Origin of the sequence: Streptomyces smaragdinus, assembly GCF_009604385.1 — a bacterium.
In the GTDB taxonomy this organism is placed as follows: Bacteria; Actinomycetota; Actinomycetes; order Streptomycetales; family Streptomycetaceae; genus Streptomyces; species Streptomyces smaragdinus.
The window spans coordinates 42,618-58,823 of sequence record NZ_WEGJ01000020.1 but is presented as its reverse complement, the minus strand read 5'-3'; the positions used below and the strand labels follow the sequence as shown (position 1 = coordinate 58,823).

Annotated in this window: 14 protein-coding genes; 10 read left to right on the top strand and 4 right to left on the bottom strand. The window is 70.7% G+C overall.

Translation table 11 applies throughout. The features are described from left to right. The first annotated feature begins 13 nt into the window (after positions 1 to 13). From SRB5_RS22550 to SRB5_RS22535, 4 genes are all read left to right on the top strand, one after another. Positions 14 to 1,582 carry an alpha/beta hydrolase gene (locus tag SRB5_RS22550; RefSeq protein WP_194293000.1) on the top strand — a complete coding sequence of 523 codons (1,569 nt, stop codon included), beginning with the start codon at positions 14 to 16 and terminating at the stop codon, positions 1,580 to 1,582. 70 nt (positions 1,583 to 1,652) lie between these two features. Beyond that, a complete protein-coding gene (locus SRB5_RS22545; protein WP_194292999.1) occupies positions 1,653 to 3,227 on the top strand; it encodes an RCC1 domain-containing protein in 1,575 nt (524 codons plus the stop codon). Positions 3,228 to 3,356: 129 nt separating this feature from the next. Further along, a complete protein-coding gene (locus SRB5_RS22540) occupies positions 3,357 to 4,931 on the top strand; it encodes an RCC1 domain-containing protein (protein ID WP_153454914.1) in 1,575 nt (524 codons plus the stop codon). 113 nt (positions 4,932 to 5,044) lie between these two features. Further along, entirely contained in the window at positions 5,045 to 5,587 is a 543-nt protein-coding gene (locus SRB5_RS22535) for a Panacea domain-containing protein (protein ID WP_153454912.1), read from the top strand. A 27-nt stretch (positions 5,588 to 5,614) separates the two neighbouring features. Here the strand turns inward: SRB5_RS22535 and SRB5_RS22530 are convergent, their stop codons facing one another. Next, the gene (locus tag SRB5_RS22530; protein ID WP_153454910.1) at positions 5,615 to 5,869 is read right to left on the bottom strand and encodes a GntR family transcriptional regulator; all 255 of its coding nucleotides are present in this window, start codon (positions 5,867 to 5,869) and stop codon (positions 5,615 to 5,617) included. Positions 5,870 to 6,089: 220 nt separating this feature from the next. After that, positions 6,090 to 6,578 (bottom strand): hypothetical protein, encoded by a 489-nt coding sequence (locus SRB5_RS22525; protein ID WP_153454908.1) that lies wholly within the window; start codon positions 6,576 to 6,578, stop codon positions 6,090 to 6,092. Positions 6,579 to 6,933: 355 nt separating this feature from the next. Here SRB5_RS22525 and SRB5_RS22520 point away from each other — a divergent pair, with 355 nt between their 5' ends. From SRB5_RS22520 to SRB5_RS36640, 3 genes are read left to right on the top strand one after another with little or no spacing between them, the layout of a single operon-like run. Further along, positions 6,934 to 8,271 carry an AAA family ATPase gene (locus tag SRB5_RS22520; RefSeq protein WP_153454906.1) on the top strand — a complete coding sequence of 446 codons (1,338 nt, stop codon included), beginning with the start codon at positions 6,934 to 6,936 and terminating at the stop codon, positions 8,269 to 8,271. A 43-nt stretch (positions 8,272 to 8,314) separates the two neighbouring features. Further along, entirely contained in the window at positions 8,315 to 8,536 is a 222-nt protein-coding gene (locus tag SRB5_RS37185; protein ID WP_267132606.1) for an RloB family protein, read from the top strand. Next, entirely contained in the window at positions 8,533 to 8,841 is a 309-nt protein-coding gene (locus SRB5_RS36640; RefSeq protein ID WP_194292998.1) for an RloB family protein, read from the top strand. Before SRB5_RS37185 ends, SRB5_RS36640 begins: the two co-directional genes overlap by 4 nt. Position 8,842: 1 nt before the next feature. Here the strand turns inward: SRB5_RS36640 and SRB5_RS22505 are convergent, their stop codons facing one another. Together SRB5_RS22505 and ctaD are read right to left on the bottom strand one after the other, a co-directional pair. Then, entirely contained in the window at positions 8,843 to 9,184 is a 342-nt protein-coding gene (locus SRB5_RS22505) for a hypothetical protein (RefSeq protein WP_153454900.1), read from the bottom strand. Continuing rightward, positions 9,181 to 10,908, bottom strand: a complete 1,728-nt coding sequence (gene ctaD, locus SRB5_RS22500; protein ID WP_323378302.1) for an aa3-type cytochrome oxidase subunit I — start codon at positions 10,906 to 10,908, stop codon at positions 9,181 to 9,183. The genes SRB5_RS22505 and ctaD overlap by 4 nt, the downstream gene beginning before the upstream one ends. A gap of 246 nt (positions 10,909 to 11,154) precedes the next feature. Here ctaD and SRB5_RS22495 point away from each other — a divergent pair, with 246 nt between their 5' ends. From SRB5_RS22495 to SRB5_RS22485, 3 genes are all read left to right on the top strand, one after another. Further along, positions 11,155 to 12,762 carry an RCC1 domain-containing protein gene (locus tag SRB5_RS22495; RefSeq protein WP_194292997.1) on the top strand — a complete coding sequence of 536 codons (1,608 nt, stop codon included), beginning with the start codon at positions 11,155 to 11,157 and terminating at the stop codon, positions 12,760 to 12,762. A gap of 121 nt (positions 12,763 to 12,883) precedes the next feature. Beyond that, positions 12,884 to 14,476 (top strand): RCC1 domain-containing protein, encoded by a 1,593-nt coding sequence (locus SRB5_RS22490; protein ID WP_153454896.1) that lies wholly within the window; start codon positions 12,884 to 12,886, stop codon positions 14,474 to 14,476. 110 nt (positions 14,477 to 14,586) lie between these two features. Beyond that, positions 14,587 to 16,170, top strand: a complete 1,584-nt coding sequence (locus SRB5_RS22485) for an RCC1 domain-containing protein (protein ID WP_153454894.1) — start codon at positions 14,587 to 14,589, stop codon at positions 16,168 to 16,170. Positions 16,171 to 16,206: the final 36 nt, after the last annotated feature.

Genomic DNA, 16,206 nt, shown 5'->3' with positions numbered 1-16,206 from the left:
CTTCCGTACCCTCATGCACCAGTCGACCTCGGAGGTCACCGCCGCCCACGGCTCGTGGCTGGCGCTGTCGAAGACCTGCGGCGGTCAGCAGGAGGTCCACCGCGGCCAGGTCACCGGGCCCCTGCGCGAGATGGGCTGGAAGGGCGAGGCCGCGTACGCGGGCATGGCGAGGATGGACCGGACGGAGTCCGAGCTGGGCGTGGCCGGCAGCCAGGCGCTCGCGATATCCGTCGTACTGGACAACCTCCGCCTCGGCATGGAGACCGCGAAGAGGAATCTCCACGCCGCCGTCAAGGACGCCGAGGCCGACGGCTGCTACACCGTCACCGCCGACGGCACCGTCACCGCCCGCCCCCTGACGCAGGCCGAACGCCACGACCCCGACGTCACCCGCCGGGTCACCCGGGTCCGCGCCGAGCACCAGGCCCGTATCGACGCCGCCGTCCAGCAGGCCGACCGGGCCGGGAAGGAAGCGGCCACCCTGCTGCGGCGCTTCGTCCCCGCCCGGCTGACGGACCCCGGCGACGCACAGGCCGACGCCCGGCTCGTCCTCCAGTCCGACCAGGGCATGTGCCCGGTCGACAACGGCCTCCCCGACGGCAGCGACCCCAAGGCGTCCGCCGCCTGGTGGCAGGGCCTCTCCCAGGACGACCGCGCGATGTACCTCGCCGCCTACCCCGAGGACGTCGGCCGCCTCAACGGCCTCCCGGTCACCGTCCGGGACGACGCCAACCGCGCCGTGCTCGACACCTGGATCGCGTCCCGTACGGCCAGGGGCGAGAGCCCGTCGACCGGCACCCTCCACAACCTCCTCGCCCTGCGCGACCGCATGGACGTGGCCGACGCCGGCCCCGCCCGCTACCGCATCCACCTGATCGCCCTCGACCCCTCCCGCGACGGCAAGGCGATCGCCTCCGTCGGCGACCCCGACACCGTGGAGCACACCTCGGTCTTTGTCCCCGGCACCGGCGCCGACCTCGGCGACATGAGCGGCAGCCTCAGCCGTACGGACGACATCGTCCGCGCGAGCGAGGCGTACGGCGGCGAGGGGAACGTCGCGGGGGTCATCTGGCTCGGGTACGACGCCCCCGACGAGATCGTCCCGGACGCCGCCGACCAGAAGTACGCCCGCGACGCCGGCCCCGCGCTCCGGGAGTTCTTCGGCGGTATGGAGGCCTCCCACCAGGGCGGCGAGCGGCACATCACGGCGGTCGGCCACAGCTACGGCTCCACGGTCGTCGGCGCGGGCGCCATGGACGGCGGCGGGCTGCCGGGGGTCGACGACATCATCGTGGCGGGCAGCCCCGGGATGCTGGTGTGGGGCGCCTCCGAGCTGAACGTACCGGCCGGCCACGTCTGGGCGATGGAGGCCGAGAAGGACCCGGTCCCCGACCTCGGCCAGATCTTCCTGTCCCCCTTCGGCCACACCCCGGACGACCGGAACTTCGGCGCGAACATGCTGGTCACGGACACGACCGGGCACAACGACTACTGGAAGCAGGGCACGCACTCGCTCGACAACCAGGCCCGGGTGATCGGCGGCCGGGGGCAGACGGCGGCCACGCAGTGGCGGGCGGGCTGAGGCTGGGCCATTCGGGAGCGGTACGGGGCGCCTCGGCGGGGTCCGGGCATATATGACGTACATACGACTTATGTACGTATTCACCTACATCCGCCTCGCGCGGACACGCAGCAGACGTCCCGCCGCCTTCCTGACCGCCCTGTGCGCCTTACTGCTCGGGCTCGGCCTCGCGACGCCCGCCGGCGCCCAGGAGCCCTCCGACACCGCCCTGTCGTGGGGCATCAACCGCCAGGGGGAGCTGGGCGACGGCAGCACGGACCCCCGCAGCGAGCCGGGCGGCATCCTGCTGCCGGACGGTGTCACCCTCACCGACGTCGAGGCCGGCGCCCGGTTCGGCCTCGGCGTGACGTCCGAGGGCCGGGTGCTGGCCTGGGGTGACAACCGGTCCGGTCAGCTGGGCGACGGGACGACGGACGACCGGCGTGAGCCGGTCGAGGTGCGGCTGCCCGAGGGCGTCAGGATCACCGACGTCTCGGGCGGCGGGTTCCACAGCCTCGCGCTCGCCTCGGACGGGCGGCTGTTCGCCTGGGGGCGGAACGCCGAGGGGCAGCTCGGGGACGGTTCGGACGAGGACCAGCACCTGCCGGTGGAGGTGGACCTCCCGCCCGGCGTGACGGTCACCGCGATCTCCGCCGGCAACGTCCACAGCCTGGCCCTGACGTCCGACGGCCGGGTGCTGGCCTGGGGCGGCAACGGGTTCGGGCAGCTCGGCGACAACAGCACGGACGACCGGGAGGAGCCGGTCGCCGTCCACATCCCGGACGGCACCACGATCACCGCGATCGCGGCCGGGGACCGGCACAGCCTGGCGCTGACGTCCGAGGGCCGGGTGCTGGCGTGGGGCAACAGCGCGTTCGGGCAGCTCGGCAACGGTTCGACGCAGACTCGGCTCGAGCCGGTGGAGGCGCTGATCCCCGCGGGCACCAGGGTCACCGCGATCGCGGCCGGTTTCTACCACAGCCTGGCCGTCACCTCCGAGGGCAATGCGCTGGCGTGGGGCGACAACTTCTACGGCCAGCTGGGCGACGGCACCACGACCGACCGGCACACGCCGGTGGACGTGCTCCTCCCCGACGGCGTCACCGTCCGGGACGTCGAGGCCGGCGGCAGCCACAGCCTGGCCCGTACGTCCGACTTCCGGCTCCTGGCCTGGGGCGAGAACTTCGCCGGCGCGCTCGGTGTCGGCGACACCACCAACCGGCACACACCGGCGTGGGTGCTGATCCCCGCGGGCGAGACGGTCGCCGACTACAGCGCCGGGCTCGGATACAGCCTGGCCCTGGTCGGGCCGCCGGCCGAGGGGACGGTGCGCGTGTACAAGACGGACAAGAAGACCGGCGAACCCCTCGCCGGCGCGGTGTTCCGCCTCTGGCGCGAGACGAACGGCCGCCCCGGCCTGCAGACCCGCGGCGGCTCCCCGGACACGGCGGTCGGCTTCGGCTGCGCGACCGACGCCGACGGCCGGTGCACCTTCGACGACCTGATCTCGGGCACGTACTACGTCCAGGAGACGGACGTCCCGGAGGGCTACAAGCTCCCGAAGCGCCGCGTCGCCGGCCCGTTCGACCTGGACGGTACGGGTGAGACGGTGTCCGTCCGCCTGGTCAACGAGCGGATGCACTGTCCGAAGGGCAAGCCCTGCTGATCCCAGCGGTACGGGACCCCTGCGGGCAACTCCCCGCAGGGGTCCCGTTTGTGCGGGGGGGCTGGTCCATTCGGGATACCTGCGGGGCGTCGCCCCTCGGGGCGTGCGTACGTGACGTACATACGATTTATGCGCGTATTAAACTTCGTCCGCCCCGCGCGGACTCACCACAGACGTCCCGCCGTCCTTCTCGCCCTCCTGTGGGCGCTGGTGGCCGGGCTCGGCCTGACCGCGCCGGCCGCCGCGGCCCAGGAGGCCGAATCCGCCCTGTCCACGGGCTACAACGTGTGGGGCCAGCTCGGCGACGGCACCGTGAACAACCGCAACACGCCGGGCGACATCGTGCTGCCCGACGGGGTACGGCTGACGGCGATCGAGGCCGGCACATACTTCGGACTCGGTCTGACGTCCGAGGGGAAGGTGCTGGCCTGGGGCCAGAACAACGCGGGGCAGCTGGGCGACGGCACCATGACCGACCACCGCACGCCGATGCCGGTGGACCTTCCCGCGGACGCCACGATCGTCGCGATCGCGGCCGGAAGCATGCACGGCCTGGCGCTCGCGTCGGACGGGCGGCTCTTCGCCTGGGGCAACAACGACCGCGGGCAGCTGGGCGACGGCTCCGTGATCAACCGGCTCACGCCGGTGGAGGTGGACCTCCCACCGGGGACCACGGTCACCCAGTTGGCGGCCGGGCTGAGCCACACGCTGGCGCTCACGTCCGTGGGGGAGGTCCTGGCCTGGGGCGGCAACGACCGCGGGCAGCTGGGTGACGGCACTGTGACGGAGCACCACGTACCGACACCCGTCGACCTGGCCTCCGGGATCACCGTCACCGAGATCGCGGCCGGGGACATCCACAGCCTGGCGGTCACGTCCGAGGGCGAGGCGCTGGCGTGGGGCTACAACGCCGGCGGCCAGCTCGGCGACGGCTCCGCGACGGACCGTCGGGTACCGACGCCCGTCCACCTGCCTTCCGGGACCGTGGTCACCGGGATCGCGGGCGGCAGCAGCCACAGCCTGGCGGTCACGTCCACCGGCGACGTCCTGACCTGGGGGTACAACCTCTACGGTCAGCTGGGCGACGACTCCACGGCGAACCAGTTCCTGCCCGTACAGGCCCTTCTCCCGCCCGGCGTGACGGCCACCGCCGTGGGCGCCGGCATGTTCCACAGCCTGGCCCGTACGTCCGACGGCCGGCTCCTGGCCTGGGGCGAGAACTTCTACGGCGGCCTCGGCGACGGCACATACGTCCAGAGCGGTGTGCCGGTGTGGGTCGACCTGCCCGCCGGCCAGTCGGTGATCGACTTCGACGGCGGCCTGAGCTTCAGCCTCATCATCACCGGCCCGCCGGCCGACGGCGAGGTCCTGATCACCAAGACCGACCGGAAGACCGGCGACCCCCTGGCGGGCGCGGTGTTCCGCCTCTGGCGCGAGTCGAACGGCCGCCCGGGCCTGCAGACGCGCGGCGACTCCCCGGACACGGCGGTCGGTGACGGCTGCGCCACGGACGCGGAGGGCCGGTGCTCCTTCGAGAACCTGCCCTCGGGCGACTACTACGTCCAGGAGACGGACGTCCCGGAGGGCTACAAACTCCCGAAGCACCGCGTCACGGGCCCCTTCGAGGTGAACGGCGCGGGCGGAGGAGTGGAACTCCACCTGACGAACGAGCGCGTCCACTGCCCTAAGGGCAAGCCCTGCTGACGTCGGGTCACGAGCGTTCCGGGGCCCTGCAACCAATGGCTTGCAGGGCCCCGGTGTCGTTACAGACCTCGATAGCGGCAAACCGGCTCCGAGCTGTCCTGCACGATTCATGCATGTCCACAGACTTCGACGGCGCGATCGATCGCGGCGAACCCAACCTCCGTCAGGTCAGCGGTATTGCTGAGCCAGGAAGAAGGACTACGGCGACAGTCCATGACGTGGCCGCCTACATCCTTGCCGAACACGGACCCATGTCCGTCTTGAAGCTCCAGAGACTGTGTTACTTCGCCTACGGCTATCACCTCGCGTGGGAGCACCAGCGCTTGTTCGAGGAGCCGTTCGAAGCCTGGGCGAATGGGCCGGTCGTCCGAGAGCTGTACCGGCAGCACCGGGGGCGGTTCCAGCTCAACATCGGTGACATCGAAGGCTCCGTCGCCGCCCTGGACAACGGTGAGCGGGATTCCGTCGACATCGTCCTGGAGACCTTCGCCCCATACCCCACCCACGAACTCTCCGCGATGAGCCATCAGACCACCGGCCCCTGGCAGCACGCCCGCGACCGCGCCGGCGCTGCGGACCTGGAACGCAGCGACGAGGTACTGCTGGACGAGGAGATCGCGCACTACTTCGACGCCCTGTCCGATCGCGCGGGCTGATGACCGGAACGGGCCGATCGCTCGCCTCTACTCGGAGGTTGACTCCGGCTTCACGGGCAGCTCCGTGACGAACGTGCCGATTCCCGGCTGCATCTGCGCCAGGCCCGCCTCACGCAGTTCCGTGAGCACGCGGCGCGCGGTCATCTGCGCGATGCCGAACTCCTCCTGGATGCCCAGGACGCCCGGGAGCTGGGACCCCGGCGGGTAGGTCCCGTCGGCGATCCGGGTCTCCAGGATCGCGTACACCTGCTTCCACCGCGGTACGTCCGGCTGCCATTCCATGGCTCGACGCTAGGCGGGCCGAGCTCGATGGGCGAGACGAGTTCGCCTGTATCGACTATCTAACCTAGCTAGCTATGGCTATCCTCGAAGCCAACAAGGATCCCCGTCCGGGCCACCCGGTACGTACCAGACCCCAACGCGTCGCCCGAGGCGATCCCCGCGTGGCCGCCGTGCCGGTGTCCCCGGTGCGGGGCGGCGGTGCGCTGACCGTGCCCACCGCCTACAGAAGGCACAGGTCGAGCAGCCGCGCCAGCCCCACGCACACCAGCCCGTCGGAGCCCGTGGGCTGAGGGCTCGGCGTCGGCGAGGGTGACGGCCCGGGGTCGCCGGTGGGGGATGCCGTGGGGCTCGGCGAAGCCGACGGCGAGGCGGGGGCGGTCCCGTCGCCGGTGCGGCCGGGACCCGGCGCCGCGCTCTCCTCCTGCGGGGCCACGTCCGTACCGGGCCCGGCGTCACGGCCGTCCGCCGGAGGCTTCCCCTCGGTCCCGGACGGAGACGGCCCGGGCCGGCGCGGATCCTCGCCGGGCCGGGACGGTGCCGCCTGCACCCGCTCGTCCTCCGCGGTGGGGACGGCCTTCGGCGTATCGCCGGGCGGGTTCAGCGCGGGCAGGAGGAGAGCGGCCGCCACAGCCACGGACGCGGCGGCGCTCAGGACGGCGAAGAGCAGGGCGCGGCGCCCGTACAGGAGCCGATACAGGCGGTCTGCCACGGATACCCCCAAGGCATATGCGGTGACCTACCGTGCATGATTCGACTCCCTGAGCAACTTTGTTTCAGGTTGAACGTATTCGTGACCCGAATGTGACCACCACCGACCGGAACGAAACCCTCCGGCGTCGGAGCCGAAACAGCGCTCCACCGCCGGACAGATCACCGGCGCGCCCGGCGGCTCCCCTGACACCTTCCGCCTCACCGACGTGCGAAATCTTCAGCTCTGCGGTTTTCCCACACGAATCCGGATCTCATTCGCTGATTCACGTTGCCAGAGGCAGATCCGTACGGTTCACTGGCAAGGAGTGGGATCGACGGCCCCGGTCACTTCACCCGCGAGGAGGCCCGCGAGCATGCTGCTGAGTTTCCGTGTGGCGAACCACCGCTCCATCCGGCATGAGCAGCAACTCAACCTGCATCCCGTGTACGACGACGACCGTCCCGAGGACACGGCGTGGAGCGCCGTTCCGGTCGCGGGGGTCTTCGGAGCCAACGCCTCGGGCAAGTCGAACCTTGTGGACGCCCTGCAGTACATGGCCCGCATGGTGGTCTCCTCCCACCGGGACGCCGAGCCGGACGGCGGCATCGACCGCTACCCGTTCCTTCTGGACGACCAGGCCAAGAGCGAGCCCTCGTGGTTCATCGTGGACCTGCTGCTCGACGGAGTCCGTTATACGTACGGGTTCGGCGTGGACGACGACCGTGTCATCGAGGAGTGGCTCGCCAGCTACCCCAAGGGCAAGAAGCGTCAATTGTTTTCGCGTGAGGGCGACGAAGTCGAACCCGGCGCGTCACAGTCCTCGGGACAACTGGCTCTCGTCGAGAGCATCACCGAATCGAACGTCCTCTTTATGTCCTTGGCCGCCCGTTCGAAACAACAGGATTTCCGGCCGGTGTACGACTGGTTCGCCAGGCAACTGCAGTTCCGTGGCACGAACGACCGGCGTACGCCCGGACTGTCCGCGATGAGGGCCCTGGAGGACGCCGACCGTTATCCGGAGATCATGGATCTTCTCCGTGCGGCGGACCTCGGCATCGAGGGCTGCGGGATGGAACGGGTCCTGATGGACGAGGAAGCCCTGCGGCAGCGTTTCGGATCGCGGATACCGGCACGTCTGCTGCGTGAGCTGGAGGACGAGGGCCCTCGCGAGGCACTGCGTCCCTGGGTGGGCCATCGCGGGCGCAGCGGCATGGTGCAGATGGATCTGCACGACGAGTCCGCGGGAACCCGGACCCTGCTGGAGCAGGCCCCCCGTTTTCTGGGAGTCCTGCGCCGAGGCGGGACCTACGTGGTCGACGAGATCGACGGAAGCCTTCACTCGCTCCTCACGGCACGGCTCATCAGTCTCTTCCAGAACCCGGGGACGAATCCGCGGGGCGCCCAGTTGATCTTCACCACTCACGATCCGAGCCTCCTCGGACGGCGGGACGGGGAGGACATTCTCAAGCGCGACCAAGTCTGGTTCGTGGAGAAGAACGAGTTCGGCGAGAGCTCTCTCTACTCGCTGGCGGAATTCAAACCGAGGAAGGAGGAGAACCGGGAGCGGAGATACCTGGGAGGGAGCTACGGTGGTGTTCCGTTCATCGACGAGAGCTTTACCCAGGCCGTGTTGCGGAGGGGTGGGGGGACTGGCCAGGACACCCAAGCCGAGCGGCAGGCCGAAGGCACACAGGCCAAGTCGCGAAACTGACCTCACTCGCTCCTCGGGCACCAGGAACAGCGTCGACCAGTTGATGGTCGTATGCGGCGCCGAGACCACAGAGTACGATTATCTCAGCGGATTCAAGGCGAAGTTCAAGCGCCCTAACCTCGCTCTGCGAGTGACGAAGAAACCCGGGTCACCCCTTCAGGTCGTCGAGTACGCGGTCAGCCGCTGGGGCCGCCCCGGCGGGGAGTTCGACCAGGTCTGGTGCGTGGTCGACGTGGACGAGTTCCAGGATCTCGACCGGCGGTGAGCCACGCCTCGGCGAACGACATCGAACTGGTCGTGTCGAACCCCTGTTTCGAGATCTGGCTTCTGCTGCACCACACGGACCACCGGAGCTGGACTCCCGACTACCGTGCCGTCAAGCAGAAGCTGCAGCAGTTCGTCGACGTTCCGTCCGACAAGGGTGTTGCATTCGATCGGGACTACGGAGAACGCTGGGGCGAGGCCGTCGAGCGTGCCCGCGCCCTCGCCCCGGAGGGACACGAACACAAGACGAACCCCTCGACCAGAATGTGGCGTCTGGTCGTCACCATCGCCGGCGACGACCAATAGGTCACAGCCGCAGCAGCTCCACCGCCAGACAGATCGCCGGTACCGCCCCCGCCGCGCCCGCCACCGTGCGGACGCGGAGTTGGTGGTAGCGGGTCTCGTACTCCGAGCGGATCTGCGGGATCCGGCACGCGATGTGCTGCCGCATGGTCTCCGTCAGGTCGCGGCGCGCGGTCAGGTAGTGCCGCGCCACCTCGTCCCGTTCGTCCGGGCCCAGCCAGGGGAGTGCGGCGCACAGGGCCTCGGTCTCGGCGCGGGTGCGCTCCTCCTGGTGCTGCCAGTAGAGATACGTCTCCAGCTGGTTGATCCCGTCCCGCACCGAGGGGTCCGCGCCCGCCTCGCTCACCGGTCGTACCCTTCGCGGACGGGCTCCGTCAGCGGGTACTCCTCCAGTTGCTCACGGGAGAGCTGCGGGTGGTGGAGGTCGAACGCCGGGGACTCGGAGCGGATCCGGGGCAGGGTGTGGAAGTTGTGCCGGGGCGGCGGGCAGGACGTCGCCCACTCCAGCGAACGGCCGTAACCCCAGGGGTCGTCGACCTCGATCTTCTTGCCGTACTTCGCCGTCTTCCAGACGTTGTAGAGGAACGGCAGCATCGACATCCCGAGCAGGAACGCGCTGATCGTCGAGACCATGTTGAGCGCCGTGAAGCCGTCCACCGCCAGATAGTCCGCGTACCGGCGGGGCATGCCCTCCACGCCGAGCCAGTGCTGGACGAGGAACGTGCCGTGGAAGCCGACGAACAGCGTCCAGAAGGTGATCTTCCCGAGCCGTTCGTCGAGCATCTTGCCGGTCATCTTCGGCCACCAGAAGTGGAATCCGGCGAACATCGCGAAGACGACCGTCCCGAAGACCACGTAATGGAAGTGGGCGACGACGAAGTAGGTGTCCGAGACATGGAAGTCCAGCGGTGGTGAGGCCAGGATGACGCCGGTCAGCCCGCCGAAGAGGAAGGTGACCAGAAAGCCGACCGTCCACAGCATCGGGGTCTCGAACGACAGCGACCCCTTCCACATGGTGCCGATCCAGTTGAAGAACTTCACGCCCGTGGGTACCGCGATCAGCATCGTCATGAAGGAGAAGAAGGGCAGCAGCACCCCGCCCGTCACATACATGTGGTGCGCCCACACCGTGACCGACAGACCGGCGATCGAGATCGTCGCGCCGACCAGACCGATGTAGCCGAACATCGGCTTGCGGGCGAACACCGGGATGATCTCCGAGATGATGCCGAAGAACGGCAGCGCGATGATGTACACCTCGGGATGCCCGAAGAACCAGAACAGATGCTGCCAGAGCAGCGCCCCGCCGTTGGCCGGGTCGAAGATGTGCGCGCCGAACTTCCGGTCCGCCTCCAGCGCGAGCAGACACGCGGCGAGCACCGGGAAGACCATCAGCACCAGCACCGACGTGAGCAGCACGTTCCAGGTGAAGATCGGCATCCGGAACATCGTCATGCCGGGCCCGCGCATACAGACGATCGTCGTGATGAAGTTGACCGAGCCGAGGATCGTGCCGAAGCCCGACAGCGTCAGCCCCATGATGCCCATGTCGGCGCCCATGGCCGGCGTGTGCACCTCGTCGGACAGCGGTACGTACATGAACCAGCCGAAGTCCGGCCCGCCCTGCGGCGTGACCAGCGACAGCGCCGCGATGACCGAGCCGAAGAGATAGAGCCAGTACGCGAACATGTTCAGCCGGGGGAACGCCACATCCGGCGCCCCGATCTGCAGCGGCATGATCCAGTTGGCGAAGCCGGCGAACAGCGGCGTCGCGAACATCAGCAGCATGATCAGGCCGTGCACGGTGAAGAACTGGTTGAACTGCTCGTTCGACAGCAGCTGCAGACCGGGCCGGGCGAGCTCCGCGCGCATGAGCAGGGCCAGGATGCCGCCCACGACGAAGAAGATGAACGAGGTCGAGAGATAGAGCGTGCCGATCGTCTTGTGGTCGGTGGTCGTCAGCCACTTGACCACGATGCTGCCGGGGCGCCTGACGCGGACCGGCAGCTCGTCCTCGTACGGGTCCTCGACCGCCACCGTCGTACCGTCTCCGGGGGACGCAGTGCCCACTGCAGCTCCTGCTTGCTCGTTCTCGGTCAGGACAGCCGCGCGACGCCGCCGGCACGGGACGCGTCGGCCGGCGTCCAGCGCGTACCTCCCGAATATCCCGTGCCGGGCCCCGGCGCGCCCGGCGGGAGCCACCAGCGGGCTACAGCTCCACCCGAACGGCGGCATCCGTACGATCGCTGCTCCATGTCAGGGACAGCGCGGGGCGGGCTCCCCGGAGGTGGTCGATATGTGAAGTACATACGAATCATGCGCGTAGTGAACCTGGTCCGCCGCGGGCGGACGACCAAGCAGAGGCGTAGGTCCCCCCTTCTCGCCGCCACCGTGTGCGGACTGGTGGCCGGGCTCGGGCTGTCGGCGCTCACCGCCGTACCCGCCGCCGCCCAGAGCACCGACAGCACCCTGGCCTTCGGGTACGACAACCACGGCCAGCTCGGCGACGGCGGTACGACCGACCAGACCACTCCGGTGGAGGTGGATCTCCCGGCCGGTGTGGTGCTCGTCGACGTCGACGCCGGCGGCCACCACTCCCTCGGAGTCAGCAACGACGGCCGGGTGTTCGCCTGGGGCGCCAACAGCGACGGCCAGCTCGGCGACGGCACCACCACCGACCGCCACACCCCGGTCGAGGTGGACTTCCCCGCCGGGGTCGAGATCACCCAGGTCGAGGGCGGCCGTGCCTTCAGCCTCGCGCTCGCCTCGGACGGCCGGGTGTTCGCCTGGGGCGACAACTTCTACGGCCAGCTCGGCGACGGCACCACGACCGACCGCCACACCCCGGTCGCGGTACATCTGCCCGCGGGCGTCACGGCCACCGACCTCGGGGCCGGCCGCACCCACAGCCTGGCCGTCACGACGGGCGGCGGGGTGCTGGCCTGGGGCCGGAACAACAACGGCCAGCTCGGCGACGGCACCCTGACCAGCCGTACGACGCCGGTGACCACACACATCCCGCCGGGCGCCGACGTCATGCACGTCGACGCCGGGGAGTTCTTCAGCCTCGCCCACACCGCCGCCGGCGGGCTGCTGGCCTGGGGCGACAACCCCTTCGGCCAGCTCGGCGACGGCACCACGACCGACCGTACGACGCCCGTGGGGGTGCAGCTGCCCGCCGGGGTGACCGTGACCGACTTCGCGGCCGGCGGCTATCACGCGCTGGCCGTCACCGACGACGGCACGGTGCTGGCCTGGGGCCACAACTCGTTCGGCCAGCTCGGCGACGGGACCCTGACGGAGCGGCACCTGCCGGTCCTGGCGCAGCTGCCCGCCGGGGTGACCGTCGACGCCGTCCGGGCCGGTGACTACCACAGCCTGGCGCGGACGACCGACGGCCGGCTGCTCGCCTGGGGAGACGGCGTGCACGGCGGCATCGACGGCGGCGCCGCCGTCACCCGGCGCCTGCCGGACTACGTCGACCTGCCCGCCGGGCGGAAGGTCGCCGACTTCTCCGGCGGCATCAGCTTCAGCCTCGCCGTACTCGCGCAGCCGCCGGCCCCGTCGGACGACCAGGGCCAGGTCATCCTCCACAAGACCGACGCCGCCTCCGGCGATCCCCTCGCGGGCGCGGTGTTCCGGCTCTGGCGGGAGACGAACGAGCAGGACGGTCTGCAGACCGGCGGCGAGACCCCGGACACCGCGATCGGCGAGGGCTGCGCCACCGGCCCCGAGGGACGGTGCCTCTTCTCCGGCCTGGTGACGGGCGACTACTACCTCGAGGAGACCGACGTCCCCGAGGGCTACGCACTGCCGTCCGACCCGGTCACCGGCCCGATCGCCGTGGACGGGGCCGGCGAGGCGGTCACCGTAAGCCTCGGCAACGACCTCGCCCCGTGCGAGAAGGGCGACAAGGCCTGCTGACCCGGCAGACCAGGACCCCCGCGGGCAGCCGCCCGCGGGGGTCCTTCGCGTGCTGCTCCATGTCAGGGACAGCGCGGGGCGCCGAGGGGGCGGCCGTTGGCATATGACGTAGACACGGACCATGAGTGCACTCAATCTGATCCGCTCCGCGCGGACCCACAGTGATGCGAGGAGGCGGACCGCGGTCGCGGCCACCGTCTTATGGGGGCTGCTGGCCGGGCTCGGTCTGACCGCCCAGCCGGCCGCCGCACAGGAGAACCCGCCGGAGGGCGACGCCGCCCTGTCCTGGGGCTACAACCGCTTCGGCCAGCTCGGCGACGGCAGTACGGAGGACCGGCCGCTGCCCGGTGACGTGATGCTGCCGGACGACGTTCACCTCGTCGACATCGAGGCCGGCCGCTACCACGCCCTCGGCATCACCTCCACCGGCCGGGTCCTGGCCTGGGGGGACAACAGCCGCGGCCAGCTCGGCGACGGCACCGAGGAGGTGCGGCTGACGCCGGTCGAGGTGGAGCTCCCGGCGGACGCCCGGATCGTCCGCGCCGCCGGCGGCGCCCACTTCAGCCTGGCGCTCGCCGAGGACGGCCGCCTCTTCGGCTGGGGCGACAACTCGTACGGCCAGCTCGGCGACGACACCACGACCGAACACCACACGCCCGTCGAGGTCCACCTCCCGGACGGCGTCCAGGTGACCCAGGTCGCGGCCGGCGGCGGGCACAGTCTGGCCCTCACCTCCGCCGGGGACGTCCTGGCCTGGGGCCACAACTTCTACGGGGAGCTGGGCGACGGCGGCAACACCGACCGGCACGAGCCGGTGGAGACGCTGCTGCCCGCCGGGGCCGACGTGTCCGAGGTCGCCGTCGGCTGGCGGCACAGCCTGGCCCTGACGACCGACGGCGACGTGCTGGCCTGGGGCAACAACACCTTCGGGCAGCTGGGCGACAACACCGCCGAGGGCCGGAACGAGCCGGTGGCGGTGCACCTTCCCGCGGGTGTCTCCGTCGTCGACATCGGCTCCGGCTCGTACCACAGCCTGGCCGCCACCTCCGACGGCGACGTGCTGGCCTGGGGCGACAACTTCTGGGGTCAGCTGGGCGACGGTACGCGGGAGGAGCGGCGCACCCCGGTGACGGCGCGGCTGCCGGAGGAGGCCCATGTCGCCGACGTCGTCGGCGGTTACTACCACAGCCTGGCCCGGACGGACGACGGCCGGCTGCTGGCCTGGGGCGAGGACGTGACGGAGGAGGTCCCCTCCCGGCTGAACCCGCTGTGGGTCGACATCCCCGACGGGGAGACGGTCGTCGAGTACAGCGGCGGCCGGATCTTCAGCCTGGCCGTGACGCGGCGCGCTGTCCTCCCGCGGACCGGAGTCATCGTCGCCACCAAGGTCGCCGCCGACACCAGCGATCCGCTGCCCGGCGCGGTGCTGCGGCTGTGGCGCGAGACGAACGGGCAGGCCGGTCTGCAGACCGAGGGCGAGAACCCGGACACCGCGATCGGCGAGGGCTGCGCCACCGACGGCGACGGGGTGTGCGAGTTCGGGGAACTCCCCACGGGCAGCTATTACATCGAGGAGACGGACGTCCCCGACGGCTTTGTCCTGCCCGAGGACCCGGTCTCCGGCCCGTACGAGATCGACGGGAACGGCGGACAGGCCGCCGCGCTCCTCAGCAACGAGCGCGCCGAGTGCGCCAAGGGCGACAAGACCTGCTGAACGGCTCGCGGCCGGACCCCCCTGCGGTACGGGGGGTCCGGCTGCTCCATGTCAGGGACCTCGTGGCGCGTGACCCGGGAGCGCATCGGCATATGACGTAGACACGGGACATGCGTTTACTGAATCCGGTCCGCGCGAGGCGGGCCCACGGTCGTACGAGGGGGCGGGCCACCGCTCTCGCCACCGCATTGTCGGCGCTGGTCGCCGGGCTCGGGCTCCTCGCCCCGCCGGCCGCCGCCCAGGGGCCGTCGGAGCCCACCGACGTCGCGATGTCCTGGGGATACAACGCCTACGGCCAGCTCGGCGACGGCACCACCGACAACCGGAGCCTGCCGGGGGACGTGACCCTGCCGGACGGCGTGCGGCTCACCGACGTCGAGGCCGGCGCCTTCCACAACCTCGCCGTCACCTCCGAGGGGCGGGTCCTGGCCTGGGGCCACAACTCGCAGGGGCAGCTCGGTGACGGCAGCACCCAGGACCGCTCCACGCCGGCCGAGGCGGCGCTCCCCGACGACGTGACAGTCACCCAGGTCGCCGGCGGCGGGGAGTTCACCCTCGCGCTGGCCTCGGACGGCCGGCTCTTCGCGTGGGGCGACAACGCGTACGGGCAGCTGGGCACCGGCGACCTCATGGACCACCCGACGCCGGTCGAGGTGACCCTGCCCGACGACGTCACGCTCACCCAGATCGCCTGCGGCCGGGAGCACGCGCTGGCGCTCACCGCCACGGGTGACGTCCTGGCCTGGGGCCGCAACGGCAACGGCCAGCTGGGCGACAACACCACGACCAACCGGATGGTGCCGACGTGGGTCGGCATCCCCGGCCCCGTCCGGGTGCTGCAGGTCTCGGGCGGCTGGGCCCACAGCATGGCCCGTACGACCACCGGGGTGCTGGCCTGGGGCGCCAATGCCGAGGGCCAGCTGGGCATCGGCCCACTGGGGCAGCAGAACCTGCCGGTCGCCGTGCAGCTGCCGGCCGGCATCACGGTCACCGACATCGGGGCCGGGGCGTACAGCGGCGTGGCCCTGACGTCGGAGGGCGACGCGTACTCCTGGGGCCACAACGGCTGGGGGCAGCTGGGCAACGGAACCACCGACTGGCGGAACACGCCCGGGCCGGTGCTGCTGCCGGAGGACGCCGACGTCACCGACATCGTGGTCGGTTACTACCACGTCATGGCCGGCACCGCCGACGGCGGACTCCTCGAGTGGGGCGAGGGCCTGCACGGCGAGGTCGGCACCGGTGACTTCGTGGTCTATCCGCTGCCGGTCCGCCCCCAGCTGCCGGAAGGGCTGACGGTCACCGACTACACCGGCGGCTGGGCCAGCACGGTGGCGCTGTTCGTGCCGCGGGCCCAGGGCGCGATCACGGTCCGCAAGACGGACGCGGTCTCCGGCGACCCGCTCGCCGGGGCGGTGTTCCGGCTCTGGCGGGAGACGAACGACGAGCCCGGACTGCAGCCGGACGACACCCCGGTGGGCGAGGGCTGCGCCACGGACGACGAAGGCCTGTGCACGTTCGAGGGCCTCGAGTCGGGCAGTTACTACGTCGAGGAGACGGACGTCCCGGAGGGCTACAAGCTCCCGAAGGACCCGGTCACGGGCCCGATCGAGGTGGACGGCGCGGGCGGGCACGTCAACGTGCCGCTGGACAACAGGCGCCACGAGTGCCCGAAGGGCGACAAGCACTGCTGACGCGATCCGACGGGACCCCCGCAGGCGTACGGCCGG

Coding starts and splice junctions, on each gene's coding strand:
- SRB5_RS22550 (WP_194293000.1), top strand. CDS start 14: ATGCACCAGTCGACCTCGGAGGTCACCGCCGCCCACGGCTCGTGGCTG.
- SRB5_RS22545 (WP_194292999.1), top strand. CDS start 1,653: ATGTACGTATTCACCTACATCCGCCTCGCGCGGACACGCAGCAGACGT.
- SRB5_RS22540 (WP_153454914.1), top strand. CDS start 3,357: ATGCGCGTATTAAACTTCGTCCGCCCCGCGCGGACTCACCACAGACGT.
- SRB5_RS22535 (WP_153454912.1), top strand. CDS start 5,045: ATGTCCACAGACTTCGACGGCGCGATCGATCGCGGCGAACCCAACCTC.
- SRB5_RS22530 (WP_153454910.1), bottom strand. CDS start 5,869: ATGGAATGGCAGCCGGACGTACCGCGGTGGAAGCAGGTGTACGCGATC.
- SRB5_RS22520 (WP_153454906.1), top strand. CDS start 6,934: ATGCTGCTGAGTTTCCGTGTGGCGAACCACCGCTCCATCCGGCATGAG.
- SRB5_RS37185 (WP_267132606.1), top strand. CDS start 8,315: ATGGTCGTATGCGGCGCCGAGACCACAGAGTACGATTATCTCAGCGGA.
- SRB5_RS22495 (WP_194292997.1), top strand. CDS start 11,155: ATGCGCGTAGTGAACCTGGTCCGCCGCGGGCGGACGACCAAGCAGAGG.
- SRB5_RS22490 (WP_153454896.1), top strand. CDS start 12,884: ATGAGTGCACTCAATCTGATCCGCTCCGCGCGGACCCACAGTGATGCG.
- SRB5_RS22485 (WP_153454894.1), top strand. CDS start 14,587: ATGCGTTTACTGAATCCGGTCCGCGCGAGGCGGGCCCACGGTCGTACG.